We start from the raw sequence: 16447 nt of genomic DNA, 5'->3' as shown, positions 1-16447 counted from the left end.
CCACCTTTCGTCGCCAGCCAGCATGTCTGCAGTCCAGAGCGGGCCCATCGTCATCATTGGCGGTGGCGTCATAGGCAGCGCCATTGCGTACTTTCTCACCCTGCAGCAGCCGGGCTGCGAGGTGATAGTGGTTGAACGCGACCCGACGTACGCCCGTGCCTCCTCGGCCCTGTCGGCCAGCTCCATTCGTCAGCAGTTTTCTACTGACATCAACATCCAGATATCGGCGTTTGGCATCGGCTTTCTGCGCAACGTGGGCACGCTGTTGGCTTGCCATGGCGATGTGCCCGACATTGGCCTGCATGAAGGCGGCTACCTGTACTTGGCCACCCAGGCGGGCGAAGCCACGCTGCGCGAGAACCACGCGCTGCAAAAGCAGCATGGCGCCGATGTGGCGCTGCTGGGCCCGCAGCCACTGGCCGAGCGCTTTCCGTGGCTGGCGCTGCAGGATGTGGTGCTGGGCTCGCTGGGCCTGTCGGGCGAGGGCTGGTTTGATGGCTACCTGCTGCTGACGGCGCTGCGCAAAAAGGCGCAGAGCCAGGGTGTGCGCTACGTGGCCGATCAGGCCGTGGGGCTGGTTACGGCGGCCAGCGATGGCGTGCTGCACGTGAACGCGGTGCGCCTGCAAAGCGGTGCCGTGCTGCCATGCCGTTATGCGGTCAATGCCGGTGGCCCCTGGGCTGCTGCGATTGCGGGCTGGGCGGGCATTGATCTGCCTGTGGTGGGCAAGCGCCGCACGGTGTTCAACCTGGCCAGCCCCGCCGCGCTGCCGGGCTGCCCCCTGCTCATCGACACCAGTGGCATCTGGCTGCGGCCCGAGGGCAAAGGCTTCATCTGTGGCTTTGCGCCTGACGCCGACGACGACGCCGACTTTGCCCCGCTGGAGCCCGAGTACGCCGCGTTCGAGGACCGCATCTGGCCCACGCTGGCAGAGCGCATCCCCGGCTTTGAGGCACTGCGCATGCAGGGGGCCTGGGCTGGTTACTACGAGATGAACACCTTTGACCACAACGCCATCGTGGGCCTGCACCCGGCGTGCGACAACCTGGTGTTTGCCAACGGCTTTTCGGGCCACGGCCTGCAGCAGTGCCCAGCCGTGGGCCGGGGCGTCGCCGAGTTTTTGCTCACCGGCAGCTACCAGAGCCTGGACCTGTCACCGCTGTCCATCGAACGCATTGCGCGCAATGCGCCGCTGCTCGAAAAGAACGTGATTTGAGCCTCGCCTTTTTCCAACCTGCCAACGACATAACACCAGGAGACAACGACATGGCAATTTCCCGCAAGACCTTCACCGCGCTCGCTGCAGGCCTGGCTCTGGCCTGCATGGCCTCGGCCCCCGCGCTGGCGCAGACGGTCACCCAGCCCACGCTGGAGAAGATCAAGTCCAGCGGCAAGGCCGTGCTGGGCGTGCGCGAAACCTCGCCGCCCATGGCCTATGCGCTGGGTGCGAACGAAAAATACGTGGGCTACCACGTGGAGCTGTGCGAGCGCGTGCTCAAGGAAATCGCGCCTGACGCCAAGCTCGAATACATGGCCGTGACCGCGCAGAACACGCTGCCCCTGGTGCAAAACGGCACGCTGGACATTGGCTGCGGCCCCACCACCAACAACACCGCACGCCAGCAGCAAGTGGCCTTTGCGGTGACCACCTATGTGAGCGAAGTAAGGATGGCGGTGCGCAAGGATTCGGACTTGAAGTCCATCAGCCAGCTTGCAGGCCGCACCATTGCCGCATCCACAGGCACCACCGCCGTACAGCTGCTGCGCAAGCAAGAGCGCGTGTTGGGCGGTGCACCCATCAAGACCGTGCTGGGCAAGGACCACCACGAGAGCTTCCTGCTGCTGGAGTCTGGCCGTGCCGATGCCTTTGTGCTCGACGACAACCTGCTGGCCGGGATGATTGCCAACTCCAAAGACCCCTCGGCCTACCGTATCGTAGGCGAGCCGCTGGGCGCTGAGCCGATTGCACTGCTGTTCCGCAAGGATGACCCCACGTTCAAAGCGGCGGTGGATGGCGTGCTCATCAAGCTGATGCAGTCCGGCGAGATGGAAAAGATCTACACCAAGTGGTTTGTGAACCCCATCCCGCCCAAGAACATGAGCCTGAACCTGCCGCTGGGCACCACGCTGCGTCAGCTGTTTGCCACCCCCAACGACAAGCCCCTGGAAACCTATCAGCAATGAACGCTCCCATCCCCGCCACGGCCTTCCGCGCAGCCGACCGCCTCGCTGCCATCGGCGTCTCCGAAATCGTGCGACTGACGCAAGAGGCCAACCAGCTCAAGCGCCAGGGCCAGCCCGTGATCGTGCTGGGCCTGGGCGAGCCCGACTTCGACACGCCCGCGCACATCCTGGAGGCCGCGCAGCAGGCCATGGCGCGGGGGGAGACGCACTACACGGTGCTGGATGGCACGGCCGAACTCAAGGCCGCCATCCAGCACAAGTTCAAGCACGACAACGGGCTGGACTTTGCGCTGAACGAAATCACTGCGGGCGCAGGCGCCAAGCAGATCCTCTACAACGCGCTGATGGCGTCGGTGAACCCGGGTGACGAGGTGATCCTCCCCGCGCCGTACTGGACTTCGTACGCCGACATGGTGCTGATTGCAGGCGGTGTGCCAGTGGTGGTGCCCTGCACCGAGGCCAACGGCTTTCGCATCACGCCCGAGCAGCTGGAGGCCGCCATCACACCGCGCACGCGCTGGGTGTTCATCAACTCGCCCTCCAACCCCAGCGGCGCGGCTTACAGCGCCGAGCAGTTGCGACCCGTGCTTGAGGTGGTGGAGCGTCACCCGCAGGTGTGGCTGCTGGCGGACGACATCTACGAGCACATCCTGTACGACGGCCGCGCGTTTGCCACGCCCGCTGCTGTGTTGCCGTCACTGCGCGATCGCACGCTGACGGTGAACGGTGTCTCCAAGGCCTATGCCATGACGGGCTGGCGCATCGGTTACGGCGCAGGGCCCAAGGCGCTGATTGCCGCCATGGCCGTGGTGCAGAGCCAGGCCACGTCCTGCCCTTCGTCCATCAGTCAGGCGGCTGCCGTTGCGGCGCTGACCGGGCCGCAAGACGTGGTGCGCGAGCGCTGCCAAGCGTTCCAGGATCGGCGCGATCTGGTGGTGGCCGCGCTCAACGCCTCGCCCGGCCTGCGCTGTCGCGTGCCCGAGGGCGCGTTCTACACCTTTGCCAGTTGCGAAGGCGTGCTGGGCCGCACCACGCCCGGCGGCATGCTGCTGCGCACCGATGCGGACTTCTGCGCGTATCTGCTTCGCGAACACCATGTCGCCGTGGTGCCCGGCGGGGTGCTGGGGCTGGCACCGTACTTCCGCATTTCGTACGCCGCCTCTACCGCCGATTTGCAGGAAGCCTGCGCACGCATCCAGCGCGCCTGCCAGGCTCTGTTCTAAGTTGAATTTCTGATCCGATACCGTTGATATGAACACGACTTCCCTCACCCCCCGCACCGGCGGCCAGATTCTGGTGCAGCAGCTCATCACCCATGGCGTGAAGCAGCTCTTTTGCGTGCCCGGCGAAAGCTATTTGGCTGTGCTTGATGCGCTGCACGATGCCAACATCGCCGTGACCGTGTGCCGTCAGGAGGGCGGTGCGGCCATGATGGCCGAAGCGCAGGGCAAGCTCACCGGCCAGCCCGGCATCTGCTTTGTGACGCGCGGCCCCGGTGCCACCAATGCGTCTGCGGGCGTGCACATTGCCCACCAGGACTCGACCCCCATGATCCTGTTCGTGGGCCAGGTGGCGCGCAACGCCATGGGGCGCGAGGCGTTTCAGGAGCTGGACTACAGCGCCGTGTTTGGCACCATGGCCAAGTGGGTGGTGCAGATTGACGACCCGGCCCGTGTGCCCGAACTGATCTCGCGTGCCTTCCACGTTGCCACCTCGGGCCGCCCCGGCCCCGTGGTGGTGGCGCTGCCCGAAGACATGCTGACCGAGGCCGCCACGGTGGCCGATGCGCTGCCCTACCAGGTGACGGAAACGCACCCCGGCGCTGCGCAGATGGCCGAGCTGGCCCAGCGCCTGCAAGCCGCAAAGAACCCTGTGGCCATCCTGGGCGGAAGCCGCTGGTCCGAGCAGGCGGTGCGCGAATTCACCGCGTTTGCCGAAGCGTGGTCCATTCCTGTGTACTGCTCGTTCCGCCGCCAGATGCTGTTCCCGGCCACGCACGCCTGCTACGGCGGCGACCTGGGCCTGGGCGTCAACCCCAAGCTGTTGGCGCGCATCAAAGCGTCGGATCTGGTGTTGGTGGTGGGCGGCCGCTTGTCGGAGGTGCCATCGCAGGGCTATGAGCTGTTCAATATCCCCACGCCTGCACAGCCTCTGGTGCATGTGCATGCCGATGCGGATGAACTGGGCAAGCTGTATCGCCCCACACAGGCCATCCACGCCACGCCCCAGGCGTTTGCTGCGGCGCTCAATACGGTGCGGCCCACAGCGGCTGTGCCCTGGAAGGCTCATGCCGAGGCTGCCCATGCCGAATATCTGGCTTGGAGCGACACCGCGCCCATCCGCATCCCCGGCAACCTGCAAATGGGCCAGGTGATGCAGCATCTCAAGGAAGTGCTGCCCGCCGACACCATCTTCTGCAACGGCGCTGGCAACTTTGCCACCTGGATTCACCGCTTCTGGCCCTTCACCACCTACGCGAGCCAGCTTGCGCCCACCAGTGGCTCCATGGGCTACGGCCTGCCCGCAGGCGTGGGCGGCAAGCGCCTGTGGCCGCAGCGCGAGGTGGTGATCTTCGCGGGCGATGGCGACTTTCTGATGCACGGCCAGGAGTTCGCGACGGCTGTGCAATACGGCCTGAACATCATCGTGGTGGTGCTGGACAACGGCATGTACGGCACCATCCGCATGCACCAAGAGCGCGAGTACCCCGGCCGCATCAGCGCCACGCAGCTCAAGAACCCAGACTTCAAGGCCTACGCCCAGGCCTTTGGCGGCCATGGCGAGCGGGTGGAGCGCACCGAAGACTTCGCCCCCGCACTGGCCCGTGCCCGCGCCAGCGGCCTGCCCAGCGTGCTGCACTGCCTGATCGACCCCGAGGCCATCACGCCTACGGGCACGCTGCAGGGCATTCGCAGCGCAGCGCTGGCTAAGAAGTGAATTGATTCATAGAAGTTTGATGATCAGTGATTTTTCGACTTCTATGAATGTCGGGCTTGTTTTCACCGCTGTATATCCTGTGCCCGCACCGCGCTGCGGGCTCCGCGGCTGACGGCCTTTCTCTCATTCGCTGTGGGGATGGAGGTGGCAGCAGCCTGTCATTGCGCCGCGCACAATAGCGGATGTGACTGCTTCAGAACCTGACCCTGCACCTGATAGTTCGGCTCTTGCCCGCAGCGCGGCAAGTGAGGCTGGACGCAAGCTGCGCCGCATCGCGCACCTCGACATGGACGCGTTCTATGCCTCGGTGGAGTTGCTGCGCTACCCGCAGCTCAAGGGTCTGCCGGTGGTGATTGGGGGCGGGCGGCGCAAGGTGGACGATGCCTTGCTGCAGCACCCGGATGGTTCTGGGCCGAGAGAGCCGCGCTTTATTCCCGTATCGGAGTTCCCACTGCTCAAGGACTACGTGGGCAGAGGCGTGATCACCACGGCCACCTATGCGGCGCGGCAGTTTGGCGTGGGCTCGGCCATGGGCATGATGAAGGCGGCCAAGCTGTGCCCGCAGGCCATTGTGCTGCCGGTGGATTTTGAAGAGGTGCGCAAGTATTCACGCATCTTCAAAAACGCCATCACCGACATAGCTCCGGTGATGCAGGACCGGGGGGTGGACGAGGTGTATATTGATTTCACCGATGTGCCCGGCGGCCAGCGCGAAGGCGGGCGCGTGCTGGCGCGGCTGATTCAAAAAAGCATTTTTGAAAAGACGGGTTTGACCTGCTCGATCGGTGTGGCACCCAACCGGCTGCTCGCCAAGATGGCCAGCGAGTTCAACAAGCCCAATGGCATTTCCATCGTTTACGAAGAAGACCTGCGGGGCAAGATCTGGCCGCTGCATGTGCGCAAGATCAATGGCATTGGCCCCAAGGCCGGCGAGAAGCTGGCAAGCCTGGGCATTGAGACCATTGGGCAACTGGCAGCCATGGATGAGCTGGCACTCATCCGGCACTTTGGCAAATCTACGGGTGCGTGGATGCACCGTGCCGCCTGGGGGCAGGACGACAGCCCGGTGGTGACGGAGAGCGAGCCGGTGAGCATGAGCCGGGAGACAACGTTTGACCGTGACCTGCACGCAGTGCGGGACAAGGCCGAGCTGGGGCGAATTTTCACGGACCTGTGCCAGCGCGTTGCGCAGGACCTGCAGCGCAAAGGCTACGTAGGCAAAACCATCGGCATCAAGCTGCGGTACGAAGACTTCAAGACCGCCACACGGGACCACACACTGCCTGCTCCTACAGCGGATGCAGGGGCGATTCGCCATGCCGCGGGCCTGTGCCTGAAGCGGGTGCCGCTGGATAAGAAGCTGCGTCTGCTAGGGGTGCGTGTGGGCAATTTGCAGGCTGCGGCAGAAACCGAAATGGCCAAGGCAGATCCTGTTGCACAAAGCCGCAAGAAGCGTCAAGCTGACACGCTGACAGCATCCCTTTTTTGAACTGTGAACTAGTGTCAAAAGCGCCTTGGTGGGTGGTTAAACTTGACTGGTATCAAACCGTGACATCTCGCTGCTGAGGGCTCCTGCAGCCGCGCAGGCGTATACGGTCATAACCAGAAAAAGGAGACAGTCGCATGCGCATCAACATGCCCGTTACGCAGCGCAACTACGATTTTCCGGGTGATGAGCTTCTGGTCTCCAGCACCAACACGAAGGGCGAGATCACCCACTGCAACCAGGCTTTTGTGCGAGTGAGCGGCTACAGCTATGAAGAGCTGATCGGCCAGCCGCACAACATCATTCGCCACCCGGATATGCCTCCCGAGGCCTACAAGGACATGTGGCGAACCATAGGCCGGGGTGAGCCGTGGACCGGACTGGTCAAGAACCGACGCAAGAACGGTGACCATTACTGGGTGCGTGCCAACGTCACTCCCATCATGGAAAACGGCAGGCCTCGGGGCTACATGTCGGTGCGCACCAAGCCTGCCCCGCAGGAGGCCGCTGCGGCAGAAGCACTCTATGCCCAGATGCGCGCAGAAGCCGCCTCAGGTCGCGCTACGGTGGTTTTGCACGCAGGGGCCGTGTTGCGCACGGGTTGGCGGGGTTGGGGCCAGCGACTGGCTGGACTGACGTTGACCCAGCGCATGGCCTTGATGCTGCTATGGATGGTGTTGTTGGCCTTGGCGCCTGACATGCTGGGCATGCAAGGCGCGGGTGGCGTGGGCGTGCGCGTCGCCTTGCTGTTGATGGCCGCTGGCGCAGTGCTGTGGCGGTTTCAGGTGGCGGTGGTGCAGGGCATCAACAAGGCCAGTCACTTTGCCGCCGATCTTTCTGGCTGCAATCTCACCTCTACCGTTCAGGACGACTATCCGCAGCCGCTGCAGGGATTGATTCATCGGTTGCAGCAGACTCAGGTCAATCTGCGTGCGGTGGTGGGGGACGTGCGTACGGAGGTGCGCCATTTCACCGAGGCAGCCGCTGAAATCGCGCAGGGGAGCCACGATCTGTCGGGCCGTACGGAGTCGCAGGCCAGCAGTTTGGAGCAGACAGCCTCTTCCATGGAAGAGCTGGCCAGCACAGTCCGGCAGACGGCCGACACGGCCCTGCGCGTGTCCCACGAAAGTGAGCAGAGCAGCAGGATTGCCAGCGAGGGCGGGCAGGCTGTGCAAGAGCTGGCCGTTGCCATGCGGCAAATGGAGCAGTCCTCCGCCAAGATCAATGAGATCGTCGGAATGATCGAGGGCATTGCCTTCCAGACCAACCTTCTGGCGCTCAATGCAGCGGTGGAGGCCGCCCGTGCAGGCGAGCAAGGCCGTGGCTTTGCCGTGGTGGCTGGCGAGGTGCGGGCCCTGGCGCAGCGCAGCGCAGGGGCAGCCAAGGAAATCAGCAGCCTGATTCAGGTCACGGTGCAGCAGATTGCCAGCGGCGCGCACCGGATGGACCATGCCGGGCAAACCATTGGAGGCGTGGTGGATGCAGTGCAGCGGGTCAGTGCCCTTGTGCAGCAAATCAGTGCGGCAACCAAGGAGCAGTCCATCGGTATTGCCCAGGTGAACGAGGCAGTCACCCAGCTCGACACGGTGACGCAGCAGAACGCCGCGCTGGTGGAGGAATCCACGGCATCCGCACAGAACCTCAAAAGCAGCGCACAGTCGCTGGGGCTGTCTGTGGACGTGTTCAAGATGCCTTGAGACTCTGGGATAGTTTCCTGACTGTTTCCGCTGCATCCAAGGCCCTGATGGGGGCAGGGCCTTGGTCTGCCGCAATGTTCGATTGGCACAACGATTGTTTCCGACCCCATTGAGATGGATCAATCGGGCCGAGTGTGCGCGCACTACGCAAGTGCGTTTCGGGGTGTTCTCTGGCACCTTACAGGTTGTTGCATATGACGTACTTCTGTCGATATGCGACGCCAAAAAGAGTGCAGAGCACCCCCGACTTCGCCCACCATGCGTCACAACTTACCTGTCTCCCACAAAGAGTATCTTTTTCCCGCGTCGCAACTTCTGGTCTCTACCACCGACGCGCGTGGCTACATCACCCACTGCAACACGGCCTTCGCCGAGGTCAGCGGGTTCAGCTATGACGAGCTGATGGGGCAGCCCCACAGCATCATTCGCCACCCGGACATGCCCCCCGAGGCCTTCAAGGACATGTGGTCCACCATTGGCCGTGGACGTCCCTGGTCAGGCATCGTGAAGAACCGCCGGGCCAATGGAGACCACTACTGGGTGGAGGCCAACGTCACGCCTATCCTGGACAACGGAAAACCCGTGGGCTACATGTCGGTGCGCTTTCGGCCCACACGCGAGCAGGTGGCTGCAGCAGAGGCGCTTTATGCCCGCATCGCGGCAGAGCGGGCCAGCGGCCACCACACCTTCAAGCTGCATGCGGGGCGGGTGCGCTCCCTGGGGTGGCGAGACTGGTTGGGCCGTCTGCACCGCGTCTCGATCACCCAGCGTCTGGCCTTGGGCCTGGGGGCCACGCTCGCAGCAGGCGCGGTTCCTTCGCTGTGGGGCATGACCGAGACTGCGGCCGTGCTTGCGCAGTGGGGCTTGTCGGGCAGTGTGGGGCTTTTGGTGCTGTGGTGGTTTCACCGCAGCGTGGCCCGGGTGCTGGCAGAGCTGGACGACTTTGCCGGTGCGCTGGCGGCTTGCAACCTCAAGTCCACCATGATCAAGCCGCACCCGCATGTGCTGGGCTCTTTGATACGCAATGTGTGGCAGGTGCAGGTGAACCTGCGGGCCGTGATTGGCGATGTGCGGGCGGAGGTGGGCGTGTTCAGCCAGGCCACTGCGCGGATCTCGTCGAGTGCGCAGGACCTTGCCGCACGCACGGAAGACCAGGCCAGCAGCCTGCAGGAAACAGCGGCATCCATGGAGCAACTGGCCAGCACGGTGCGCCAGACGGCAGACGCGGCACGCCAGATTGCGGCGCAAAGCCAGCAAAGCAGCGACATCGCCCGGCAAGGCAGCACGGCGGTGGGCAGCGCCAATGCCTCCATGCAGGCCATTGAGGCATCGTCGCGCCGCATGGAGGACATCATTGGCATCATCGAAGGCATTGCCTTCCAGACCAATATCCTGGCCCTGAATGCCGCTGTAGAAGCTGCGCGAGCAGGCGAGCAGGGCAGGGGCTTTGCGGTGGTGGCGTCTGAGGTGCGCGATCTGGCGCAGCGCAGCGCCCAGGCCGCCCGCGAGATCCATCAGCTCATCAGCGAATCGACCGAGCAGGTGAGCAGTGGTGCTGACTACGCGGCGCAGGCGCAGGCCACGATTGCCAGTGTGGAGCGATCTGTGCGGCAGGTGACGAACCTGATGACGCAGATCACCAGCGCCACGGGCGAACAATCGATTGGCATTGCACAGGTGAACGACGCGGTGAACCGCCTTGATGGCGTGACGCAGCAGAACGCGAACATGGTGGACCAGACGGCTGCTGCGGTCGGTGTGCTGAGTGACCGCACCAAGACGCTATCGCGCGCCGTGCAGGTCTTTCACATGCAGGAGTAAGAGCGGCTCACACAACGCCCTTGGCGTCGTTGTTCCGTCTCGCCGTACTACTTGTACTGCTTGCGACGGAACACCTGGCCAGGGCCGCTCAAAAGATTCAGAGCCAGACTTGTAGCCTGGGGGCGGTCAACAGGCTCTCAAGCGTTCACTGCCGGGCCGTGCGCACATTGGCTGGCAGCGCCTGGGGGTGGCTGGTGCGCAGCGGGTTGATGTCCAGCCCGCCACGGCGTGTGTAGCGGGCGTAGACCATCAGCTTGATGGGCTTGCAGCGTGTCCACACGTCCATGAAGATGCGTTCCACGCACTGCTCGTGGAATTCGTTGTGGTTGCGAAAGCTCACGATGTACTGCAGCAAACCTTCCTGGTCGATCTGGGGGCCGGTGTAGCGGATCTGTACGCTGCCCCAGTCGGGTTGCCCGGTCACCAGGCAGTTGCTCTTGAGCAGGTTGCTGGTGAGCACTTCGGTCACGGGGGCCTCGTCAAACTGGGCTTTGAGCAGGTCTGGCGCAGGCTGGTAGCGGGTGCATTCCACGTCCAGCCGGTCCAGGTTCAGTCCGTCCAGCTCGTGCACAGGCTCCTGGTCAAACTGCTCGGGGTGAATGAGCTTGACGCCCACCGTGGCGGGGTGGGGGGCTCCGCGCCACACGGCCTCGCTGATGTCGGCGCGCAGGCGGGCCTGCACTTCGGCTGCATCTGCAAAGCGGGTGTTGTTGAAGCTGTTGAGGTACAGCTTGAACGACTTGCTTTCGACGATGTTCGGCGACTCGCAGGGAATGGTGAAGTGCACCAGCGCCACCTGGGGCTTGCCGCGCAGGTTGAGCCACGACACTTCAAAGGCCGTCCACAGGTCGGCTCCAAAGAAAGGCGGCGCATCGGCAATCCCGATCTCGGCCCGCTTGCCCGCTCTGGGGATGGGAAACAGCAGTGAAGCGTCGTACTGGTCTGCGTAGGCAGACGCCTTGCCCAATTGGGACTGTTCGGGAGTGTTGTTCATTTGCTATTGAATTGATAGCTGTTTGCGCTTGATTATCAAGCGCTAGAGCCCGATTTGGTTAAGAGCCGGTTATCTGGACTCGCTATTTGAACTCGCGCTCGCGCAGCCACTTGGTGGCGATCCATTTCTCGCCCGCAATCACGGGGGCCCCGCCGTGCAGGGTTTGCGTGGACGGGTGCGGGCGCTCATAGCTGAAAAACACGGCGTTGCCGCGCTGCGGTGCCACTTCCAGAAACACGTCCGGGAAGGTGGTGCCGCCGCCTTTTTCCGGCGTGTTCAGGTACATCACCAGCGTGCCCACCCGCTGCCCGCCGCGCTGGATGATGGTGGGCGTGCCGGGTTCGCCGGGGTCAAAGTAATCGTAATGGGGCTTGTATTCGGCGCCCGGGCGGTAGTGCAGCACCTGCACCCCTTCGCCGTTTTCTACCGGCCATTGCAGCAGCTTGGCGATACGGTCTTCAATGGTGCGCACCAGTGCGGATTCGCCCCGCTGAAAAAACATGCCGTCGCTGGTGCGGTCGTCGTTGACTTCCTCGCCCCCGGTTTTGGTGGCGACGGTGAGGGAGCGCGCCATGCGTGGCCGCGCTGCTGCAATCAGGGCGTCGCATTCCTCGGGCGAGAGGAAATTGCCAAACACCACCACGCGAGGCTTGGCCAGTTGCATCAGCACCTGCACCTGCCGGTCCCCCGCATCCACCAGCGCGGGCGAGTCGCCCAGCAGCGGCTCGGGCACGGGCACCGCAGGAGGTTGCCCCTTTTGCACGGCGAGTTCATTGAGGTGCTCTTGCAGCGTGGTCTCCATGGCATCGGCTGCCACATCTTCATCCCAGCCCGCATCGCGCATGGACTGCAGAACCACGGGGGCCGAAAAGCCTGCCTGGGCTTGCTCAATGATCCAGCGGCGCAATTCCGGGGTGATGGACTGTGTCGATGTCTTGCGGGTGGAGGTGGTCATGCGGTACCTCAAGGGAGTGGAAGGAAGAGTGCTGGTCAGGCGGTCAACCCGATCAGACTCCATCTGTCTTACGCCGGAACACCAGGCGCTCGGGCTCGGATGCTAGCGCGTCGAAGGCATAGCCTTCCAGATCAAACCCTTCCAGCTGCCGGGGCGTGCTCAGGCGGTGGGTGATGGCGTAGCGCGCCATGAGCCCGCGGGCCCGCTTGGCGTGGAAGCTGATGATCTTGTAGGTGCCGCCTTTCCAGTCTTCAAACACGCATTCGATCACCCGCGCCTTCAGCGCCTTGCGGTCTACGGCTTTGAAGTATTCCTGCGATGCCAGGTTGACGATGATCGGTGTGGTGTCGGAACGAAGCTGGCCATTGAGGTGCTCGGCAATCTGGCTTCCCCAGTATTGGTACAGCGTGTCGCCCGCCGGTGTGCGCAGGCGTGTGCCCATTTCCAGTCGATACGGCTGCATGCGGTCGAGCGGGCGCAGCACGCCATACAGGCCGCTCAGGATGGCTACATGGCGCTGCGCCCAGTCCAGGTCTTCCGTGCTGAGTGTGCGGGCCTGCAAACCCTCGTACACGTCGCCGTTGAAGGCCAGCACAGCCTGCCGTGAATTGGCTGCCGTGAACTGGGGCTTCCAGGCCTGGTAGCGCCCCACGTTCAGGGCAGCAAGCGCATCGCTCAGGCTCATCAGCGAGGCTATCTCTTGTGGGGATTTCTCCTTCAGCACCTCCACCAGCGCCGTGGACTGGGGGATGAACTGCGGGCGCGTGTGGGGCAAGCCTTCCGGGATGGGTGTGTCGTAATCCAGCGATTTGGCGGGGGACAGCAGGAACAGCATGGCGATGTGCAGGGGTTGACGGAGAAAGAGTGTGCGGTGGCCACGGCTGGAGCCATCCGCTGGACTTGGAGCGGCTCACAAAACTCTTCTGGCGTCGTTGCCGCGTCTGGTCGTACTTAGAGCGGCTAACACGATCCAGCGAAGCAGCGCCTGGCCAGAACCACTACGCTGAGCTTTGTGAGCCACTCTTATTTTGAAGGAAGTGAGCGCAGCATAAGACGCTTGGGGGCTCTACGCGATCGCTGGCTATCCGCAACGAGTCCATAGCGCCGTCTCATGCGGAGATACCAAAAACAAAGGCGGCCGGAGCCGCCTTTATGGTGGGGAATGATCAGCGGGCGACCCCGCTGCACATTACGCCGAGGGTTGCTCGAACGGCAGAGTCATCGCCGCCAGATCGCGACGGGTTTCCACCAGCACCAGCGGGCCTTCGTCCAGCACCACGACGGGAGGACGCTCGCGTGGCACATGCACGGGCTTGGGTTCGGCGGCGATGGCAGCTTGCGCAGCCGCGACCTTTTCGCTGTCCGAGTTGACCCACTGCAGTCCGGAGGACGCTGCAATCTGTTGCAGCTCTTCCATGGGCAGCGTGTAGGGCTGCACGCGGGGCATGCCTGCTGGAGCGGCAGGGGCCACAGGTGCCGCAGCGGGGGCTGTCACAGCGCTGGCTGATGCCACTGGTGCTGCTGGTGCGGAAGGCTCTTGCGCAGCCGCCACAGGGGCTTGTGCAGGTGCTGCAGCCTCTGCCGGAGCCTGGGGCGCAAAGTAGCTGCGGCGTGGGGTGTCTTCCTGCGCTGCAGGGGGGTTGTCCACGTCCTGTGCTGCAGGAGCCTGTGGTGCCTCCGCGCCCATGTCGGCGCTCTCACGCGGTGCGCGGTCACCACGATCACCCCGTTCGCGGCGGTCACGGCCGTAACGATCGCGGGAGCGGCGCTCGCGGCGCTCTTCACCTGCTGGCGCAGCCGGTTGTACCGTTACTTCGTTGCCTGTCAGGTCAAGATCGGGCAACGATGCCAGAGGCGAGGTGTCTGCAAAGTCCAGGCTGGGCGCAGCACTGAATCGCTCCTGGCCCTCGGCACTGCGTGGCGCGCGGTCACCGCGTTCACGGCGGCCACCTTCGCCACGTTCACGGCGTGGGCCGCGTTCGTTGCGTGGCTGGCCGTTGCCTGCATCGCCATGACCGGAGGTCGCTGGGGCGGCAGATTCCGCCTGCAGCGCGTTGTCGGCGTTCAGTGCGGTGTTGCCGTTGTTGCCATTGCGGCCTTCTGCGTCATTGCGATTACGCCCGTTGCGGCCATTGCGTCCGTCGCGGCTTTCTACATTGCGACCTTCCGTGCTGCGGCCTTCTCCGTTGCGCTGCTGTTCGCCCTCAGCCCGCTGGCCGTCGCGTGGTGCGCGGTTCTGGCCTTCTGCAGAGCGTTCATTGCGGCGGCCGCGGCTTTCGGTAGGCGCGGCGTTGGGGTCGCGCTGTGCATCCCGTGAACCGTCGCGTCCGCCACGGCGGTTGCGGCCGTCTCCCCGGCCATCACGGCGGCCATCACCACGGCTGCCGTTTTCGGATGCCGGTGTGGCAGGTGCTGGCGCGGCCACAGGAGCTGGTGCTGGGGGTGCGCCAAAGCCGAACAGGCTCTTGAGCCAGGCAAAGAAGCCGCGCTCTTGCGGAGCTGCAGGTGCCGGTGCGGGTGCTGCAGGGGCTGTGCTGGCACCACGCTGGCCCTGTGTACCGCCTGCGCCATTGCGGGCGGGGCGTGCAGTTCCCTCGGGGCGGGGCTCAGCCACCGGTGCGGGTGCATCGGGGAGCACGCCCTTGATCACGGGCGTCTGCTTGTTGGTGGGCTCTTGCGAGCGGCGGGTGACTGCCGTGGGGTCTTCCACCTCTTCGGCCAGCTTGTAACTGGCGTCCATGTGGTCCAGGCGAGGATCGTCGTGCTTGAGGCGTTCCAAGCGGTAGTTCGGGGTCTCCAGTGCCTTGTTGGGCACCATCAGCACCGACACGCGCTGCTTGAGTTCGATCTTGGCGATCTCGGTGCGCTTTTCGTTCAGCAGGAACGAGGCCACTTCCACCGGCACCTGGCAGTGCACGGCAGCCGTGTTGTCCTTCATCGACTCTTCCTGGATGATCCGCAGGATCTGCAGGGCAGACGATTCCGTATCACGGATATGGCCTGCGCCGCCGCAGCGGGGGCAGGGGATGGAGGAGCCTTCAGACAGCGCGGGTTTGAGGCGCTGGCGGCTCATTTCCATCAGGCCGAACTTGCTGATGGTGCCAAACTGCACGCGGGCACGGTCCTGGCGCAGGGCATCGCGCAGGCGGTTTTCCACTTCCTTGCGGTTGCGGGACTCCTCCATGTCGATGAAGTCGATCACGATCAGGCCGCCCAGGTCGCGCAGGCGCATCTGGCGTGCCACTTCGTCGGCGGCTTCCAGATTGGTGCGTAGCGCGGTTTCTTCAATGTCGCCACCCTTGATGGCGCGGGCTGAGTTCACGTCCACGCTGACCAGTGCTTCGGTGTGGTCGATCACGATGGCACCGCCCGAGGGCAGTTGCACGGTGCGGGCGTAGGCCGATTCGATCTGGTGCTCGATCTGGAAGCGGCTGAACAGGGCGGCGTCGTCGCGGTAGCGCTTCACGCGGGCGGCATGCTCGGGCATGACGTGCGCCATGAACTGCTGCGCTTGTTCGTAGATGTCGTCGGTATCGATGAGGATGTCACCGATGTCGTTGTTGAAATAGTCGCGGATGGCGCGGATCACCAGGCTCGATTCCTGATAAATCAGGAATGCCCCCTTGCCGCCCTTGGCAGCGCCGTCAATGGCGTTCCACAATTTCAGCAGGTAGTTCAGGTCCCACTGCAGCTCAGGCGCGGTGCGGCCAATCCCTGCAGTGCGCGCGATGATGGACATGCCGTTGGGGTATTCCAGCTGGTCCATCGCCTCCTTGAGTTCGGCGCGGTCCTCGCCCTCGATGCGGCGCGACACGCCACCGCCACGGGGGTTGTTGGGCATCAGCACCACGTAGCGACCGGCGAGGCTGATGAAGGTGGTCAGAGCTGCGCCCTTGTTACCGCGCTCTTCCTTTTCGACCTGGACCAGCAGTTCCTGGCCTTCCTTTATGACTTCGTTGATACGTGCTTGGCTGGGCGAGACGCCGGGGGCAAAGTACTGGCGGGAGATTTCCTTGAACGGCAGGAAGCCGTGGCGGTCTTCGCCGTAGTCCACAAAGCAGGCTTCCAGCGAGGGCTCGACGCGTGTGACGACGGCCTTGTAGATGTTGCCCTTGCGCTGCTCGCGTCCCTCAATCTCGATTTCGTAGTCGAGGAGCTTTTGTCCGTCGACGATGGCCAGGCGGCGTTCTTCGGGCTGCGTGGCGTTGATGAGCATCCGCTTCATGATGCAATTCCTTCTTGTGTTTCGCAGACGGCAACGGCGCAGCAATGCTGCAGCGGGCTGCCCTCTACCGTTCCAAACCAATAACAAGCTCTACAGGAGCTGTGAATGCCTGGACTGACGCGTCGAAACGAAGGGAATTGCCGGGGAT

Annotated in this window: 11 protein-coding genes; 7 read left to right on the top strand and 4 right to left on the bottom strand. The window is 63.9% G+C overall.

Features of this window, described 5'->3' with window-relative positions; translation table 11 throughout:
* The first annotated feature begins 22 nt into the window (after positions 1–22).
* From AACH87_RS17130 to AACH87_RS17100, 7 genes are all read left to right on the top strand, one after another.
* Positions 23–1216: an FAD-binding oxidoreductase gene (locus tag AACH87_RS17130; RefSeq protein ID WP_338795711.1), complete on the top strand. Its 1194-nt coding sequence runs from the start codon at positions 23–25 to the stop codon at positions 1214–1216.
* 107 nt (positions 1217–1323) lie between these two features.
* Positions 1324–2184: an amino acid ABC transporter substrate-binding protein gene (locus AACH87_RS17125; protein ID WP_338799004.1), complete on the top strand. Its 861-nt coding sequence runs from the start codon at positions 1324–1326 to the stop codon at positions 2182–2184.
* Positions 2181–3407 (top strand): pyridoxal phosphate-dependent aminotransferase, encoded by a 1227-nt coding sequence (locus AACH87_RS17120; RefSeq protein WP_338795710.1) that lies wholly within the window; start codon positions 2181–2183, stop codon positions 3405–3407. Before AACH87_RS17125 ends, AACH87_RS17120 begins: the two co-directional genes overlap by 4 nt.
* A 28-nt stretch (positions 3408–3435) precedes the next feature.
* Positions 3436–5121 (top strand): thiamine pyrophosphate-binding protein, encoded by a 1686-nt coding sequence (locus AACH87_RS17115; protein ID WP_338795709.1) that lies wholly within the window; start codon positions 3436–3438, stop codon positions 5119–5121.
* Between the two features lie 286 nt (positions 5122–5407).
* On the top strand, positions 5408–6610 hold the full coding sequence (locus AACH87_RS17110; RefSeq protein WP_338799003.1) for a DNA polymerase IV: 1203 nt from the start codon (positions 5408–5410) through the stop codon (positions 6608–6610).
* A gap of 134 nt (positions 6611–6744) precedes the next feature.
* On the top strand, positions 6745–8304 hold the full coding sequence (locus AACH87_RS17105) for a methyl-accepting chemotaxis protein (RefSeq protein WP_338795708.1): 1560 nt from the start codon (positions 6745–6747) through the stop codon (positions 8302–8304).
* A gap of 258 nt (positions 8305–8562) precedes the next feature.
* Positions 8563–10125: a methyl-accepting chemotaxis protein gene (locus AACH87_RS17100; protein ID WP_338795707.1), complete on the top strand. Its 1563-nt coding sequence runs from the start codon at positions 8563–8565 to the stop codon at positions 10123–10125.
* A 145-nt stretch (positions 10126–10270) separates the two neighbouring features.
* On the opposite strand, the gene queF is transcribed toward AACH87_RS17100, so the two are convergent.
* From queF to AACH87_RS17080, 4 genes are all read right to left on the bottom strand, one after another.
* Positions 10271–11119 (bottom strand): NADPH-dependent 7-cyano-7-deazaguanine reductase QueF, encoded by an 849-nt coding sequence (gene queF / locus AACH87_RS17095; protein WP_338795706.1) that lies wholly within the window; start codon positions 11117–11119, stop codon positions 10271–10273.
* Between the two features lie 82 nt (positions 11120–11201).
* Positions 11202–12074 (bottom strand): 2OG-Fe(II) oxygenase, encoded by an 873-nt coding sequence (locus tag AACH87_RS17090; protein ID WP_338795705.1) that lies wholly within the window; start codon positions 12072–12074, stop codon positions 11202–11204.
* A 52-nt stretch (positions 12075–12126) separates the two neighbouring features.
* Positions 12127–12909 (bottom strand): peroxide stress protein YaaA, encoded by a 783-nt coding sequence (gene yaaA, locus AACH87_RS17085; protein ID WP_338795704.1) that lies wholly within the window; start codon positions 12907–12909, stop codon positions 12127–12129.
* Between the two features lie 354 nt (positions 12910–13263).
* Complete coding sequence (locus tag AACH87_RS17080; protein WP_338795703.1) at positions 13264–16299, bottom strand: Rne/Rng family ribonuclease; 3036 nt, start codon at positions 16297–16299, stop codon at positions 13264–13266.
* Between the last annotated feature and the right edge of the window lie 148 nt (positions 16300–16447).

The organism is Acidovorax sp. DW039, from assembly GCF_037101375.1.
Lineage (GTDB): Bacteria > Pseudomonadota > Gammaproteobacteria > Burkholderiales > Burkholderiaceae_C > Acidovorax.
Note: the sequence above shows the minus strand (reverse complement) of the source record. Positions and strands in the feature narration are given on the sequence as shown.

Excerpts from the sequence above, each read along its gene's own strand:
- AACH87_RS17130 (WP_338795711.1), top strand. The coding sequence starts at position 23 with ATGTCTGCAGTCCAGAGCGGGCCCATCGTCATCATTGGCGGTGGCGTC.
- AACH87_RS17125 (WP_338799004.1), top strand. The coding sequence starts at position 1,324 with ATGGCCTCGGCCCCCGCGCTGGCGCAGACGGTCACCCAGCCCACGCTG.
- AACH87_RS17120 (WP_338795710.1), top strand. The coding sequence starts at position 2,181 with ATGAACGCTCCCATCCCCGCCACGGCCTTCCGCGCAGCCGACCGCCTC.
- AACH87_RS17115 (WP_338795709.1), top strand. The coding sequence starts at position 3,436 with ATGAACACGACTTCCCTCACCCCCCGCACCGGCGGCCAGATTCTGGTG.
- AACH87_RS17110 (WP_338799003.1), top strand. The coding sequence starts at position 5,408 with ATGGACGCGTTCTATGCCTCGGTGGAGTTGCTGCGCTACCCGCAGCTC.
- AACH87_RS17105 (WP_338795708.1), top strand. The coding sequence starts at position 6,745 with ATGCGCATCAACATGCCCGTTACGCAGCGCAACTACGATTTTCCGGGT.
- AACH87_RS17100 (WP_338795707.1), top strand. The coding sequence starts at position 8,563 with ATGCGTCACAACTTACCTGTCTCCCACAAAGAGTATCTTTTTCCCGCG.
- queF (WP_338795706.1), bottom strand. The coding sequence starts at position 11,119 with ATGAACAACACTCCCGAACAGTCCCAATTGGGCAAGGCGTCTGCCTAC.
- AACH87_RS17090 (WP_338795705.1), bottom strand. The coding sequence starts at position 12,074 with ATGACCACCTCCACCCGCAAGACATCGACACAGTCCATCACCCCGGAA.
- yaaA (WP_338795704.1), bottom strand. The coding sequence starts at position 12,909 with ATGCTGTTCCTGCTGTCCCCCGCCAAATCGCTGGATTACGACACACCC.
- AACH87_RS17080 (WP_338795703.1), bottom strand. The coding sequence starts at position 16,299 with ATGAAGCGGATGCTCATCAACGCCACGCAGCCCGAAGAACGCCGCCTG.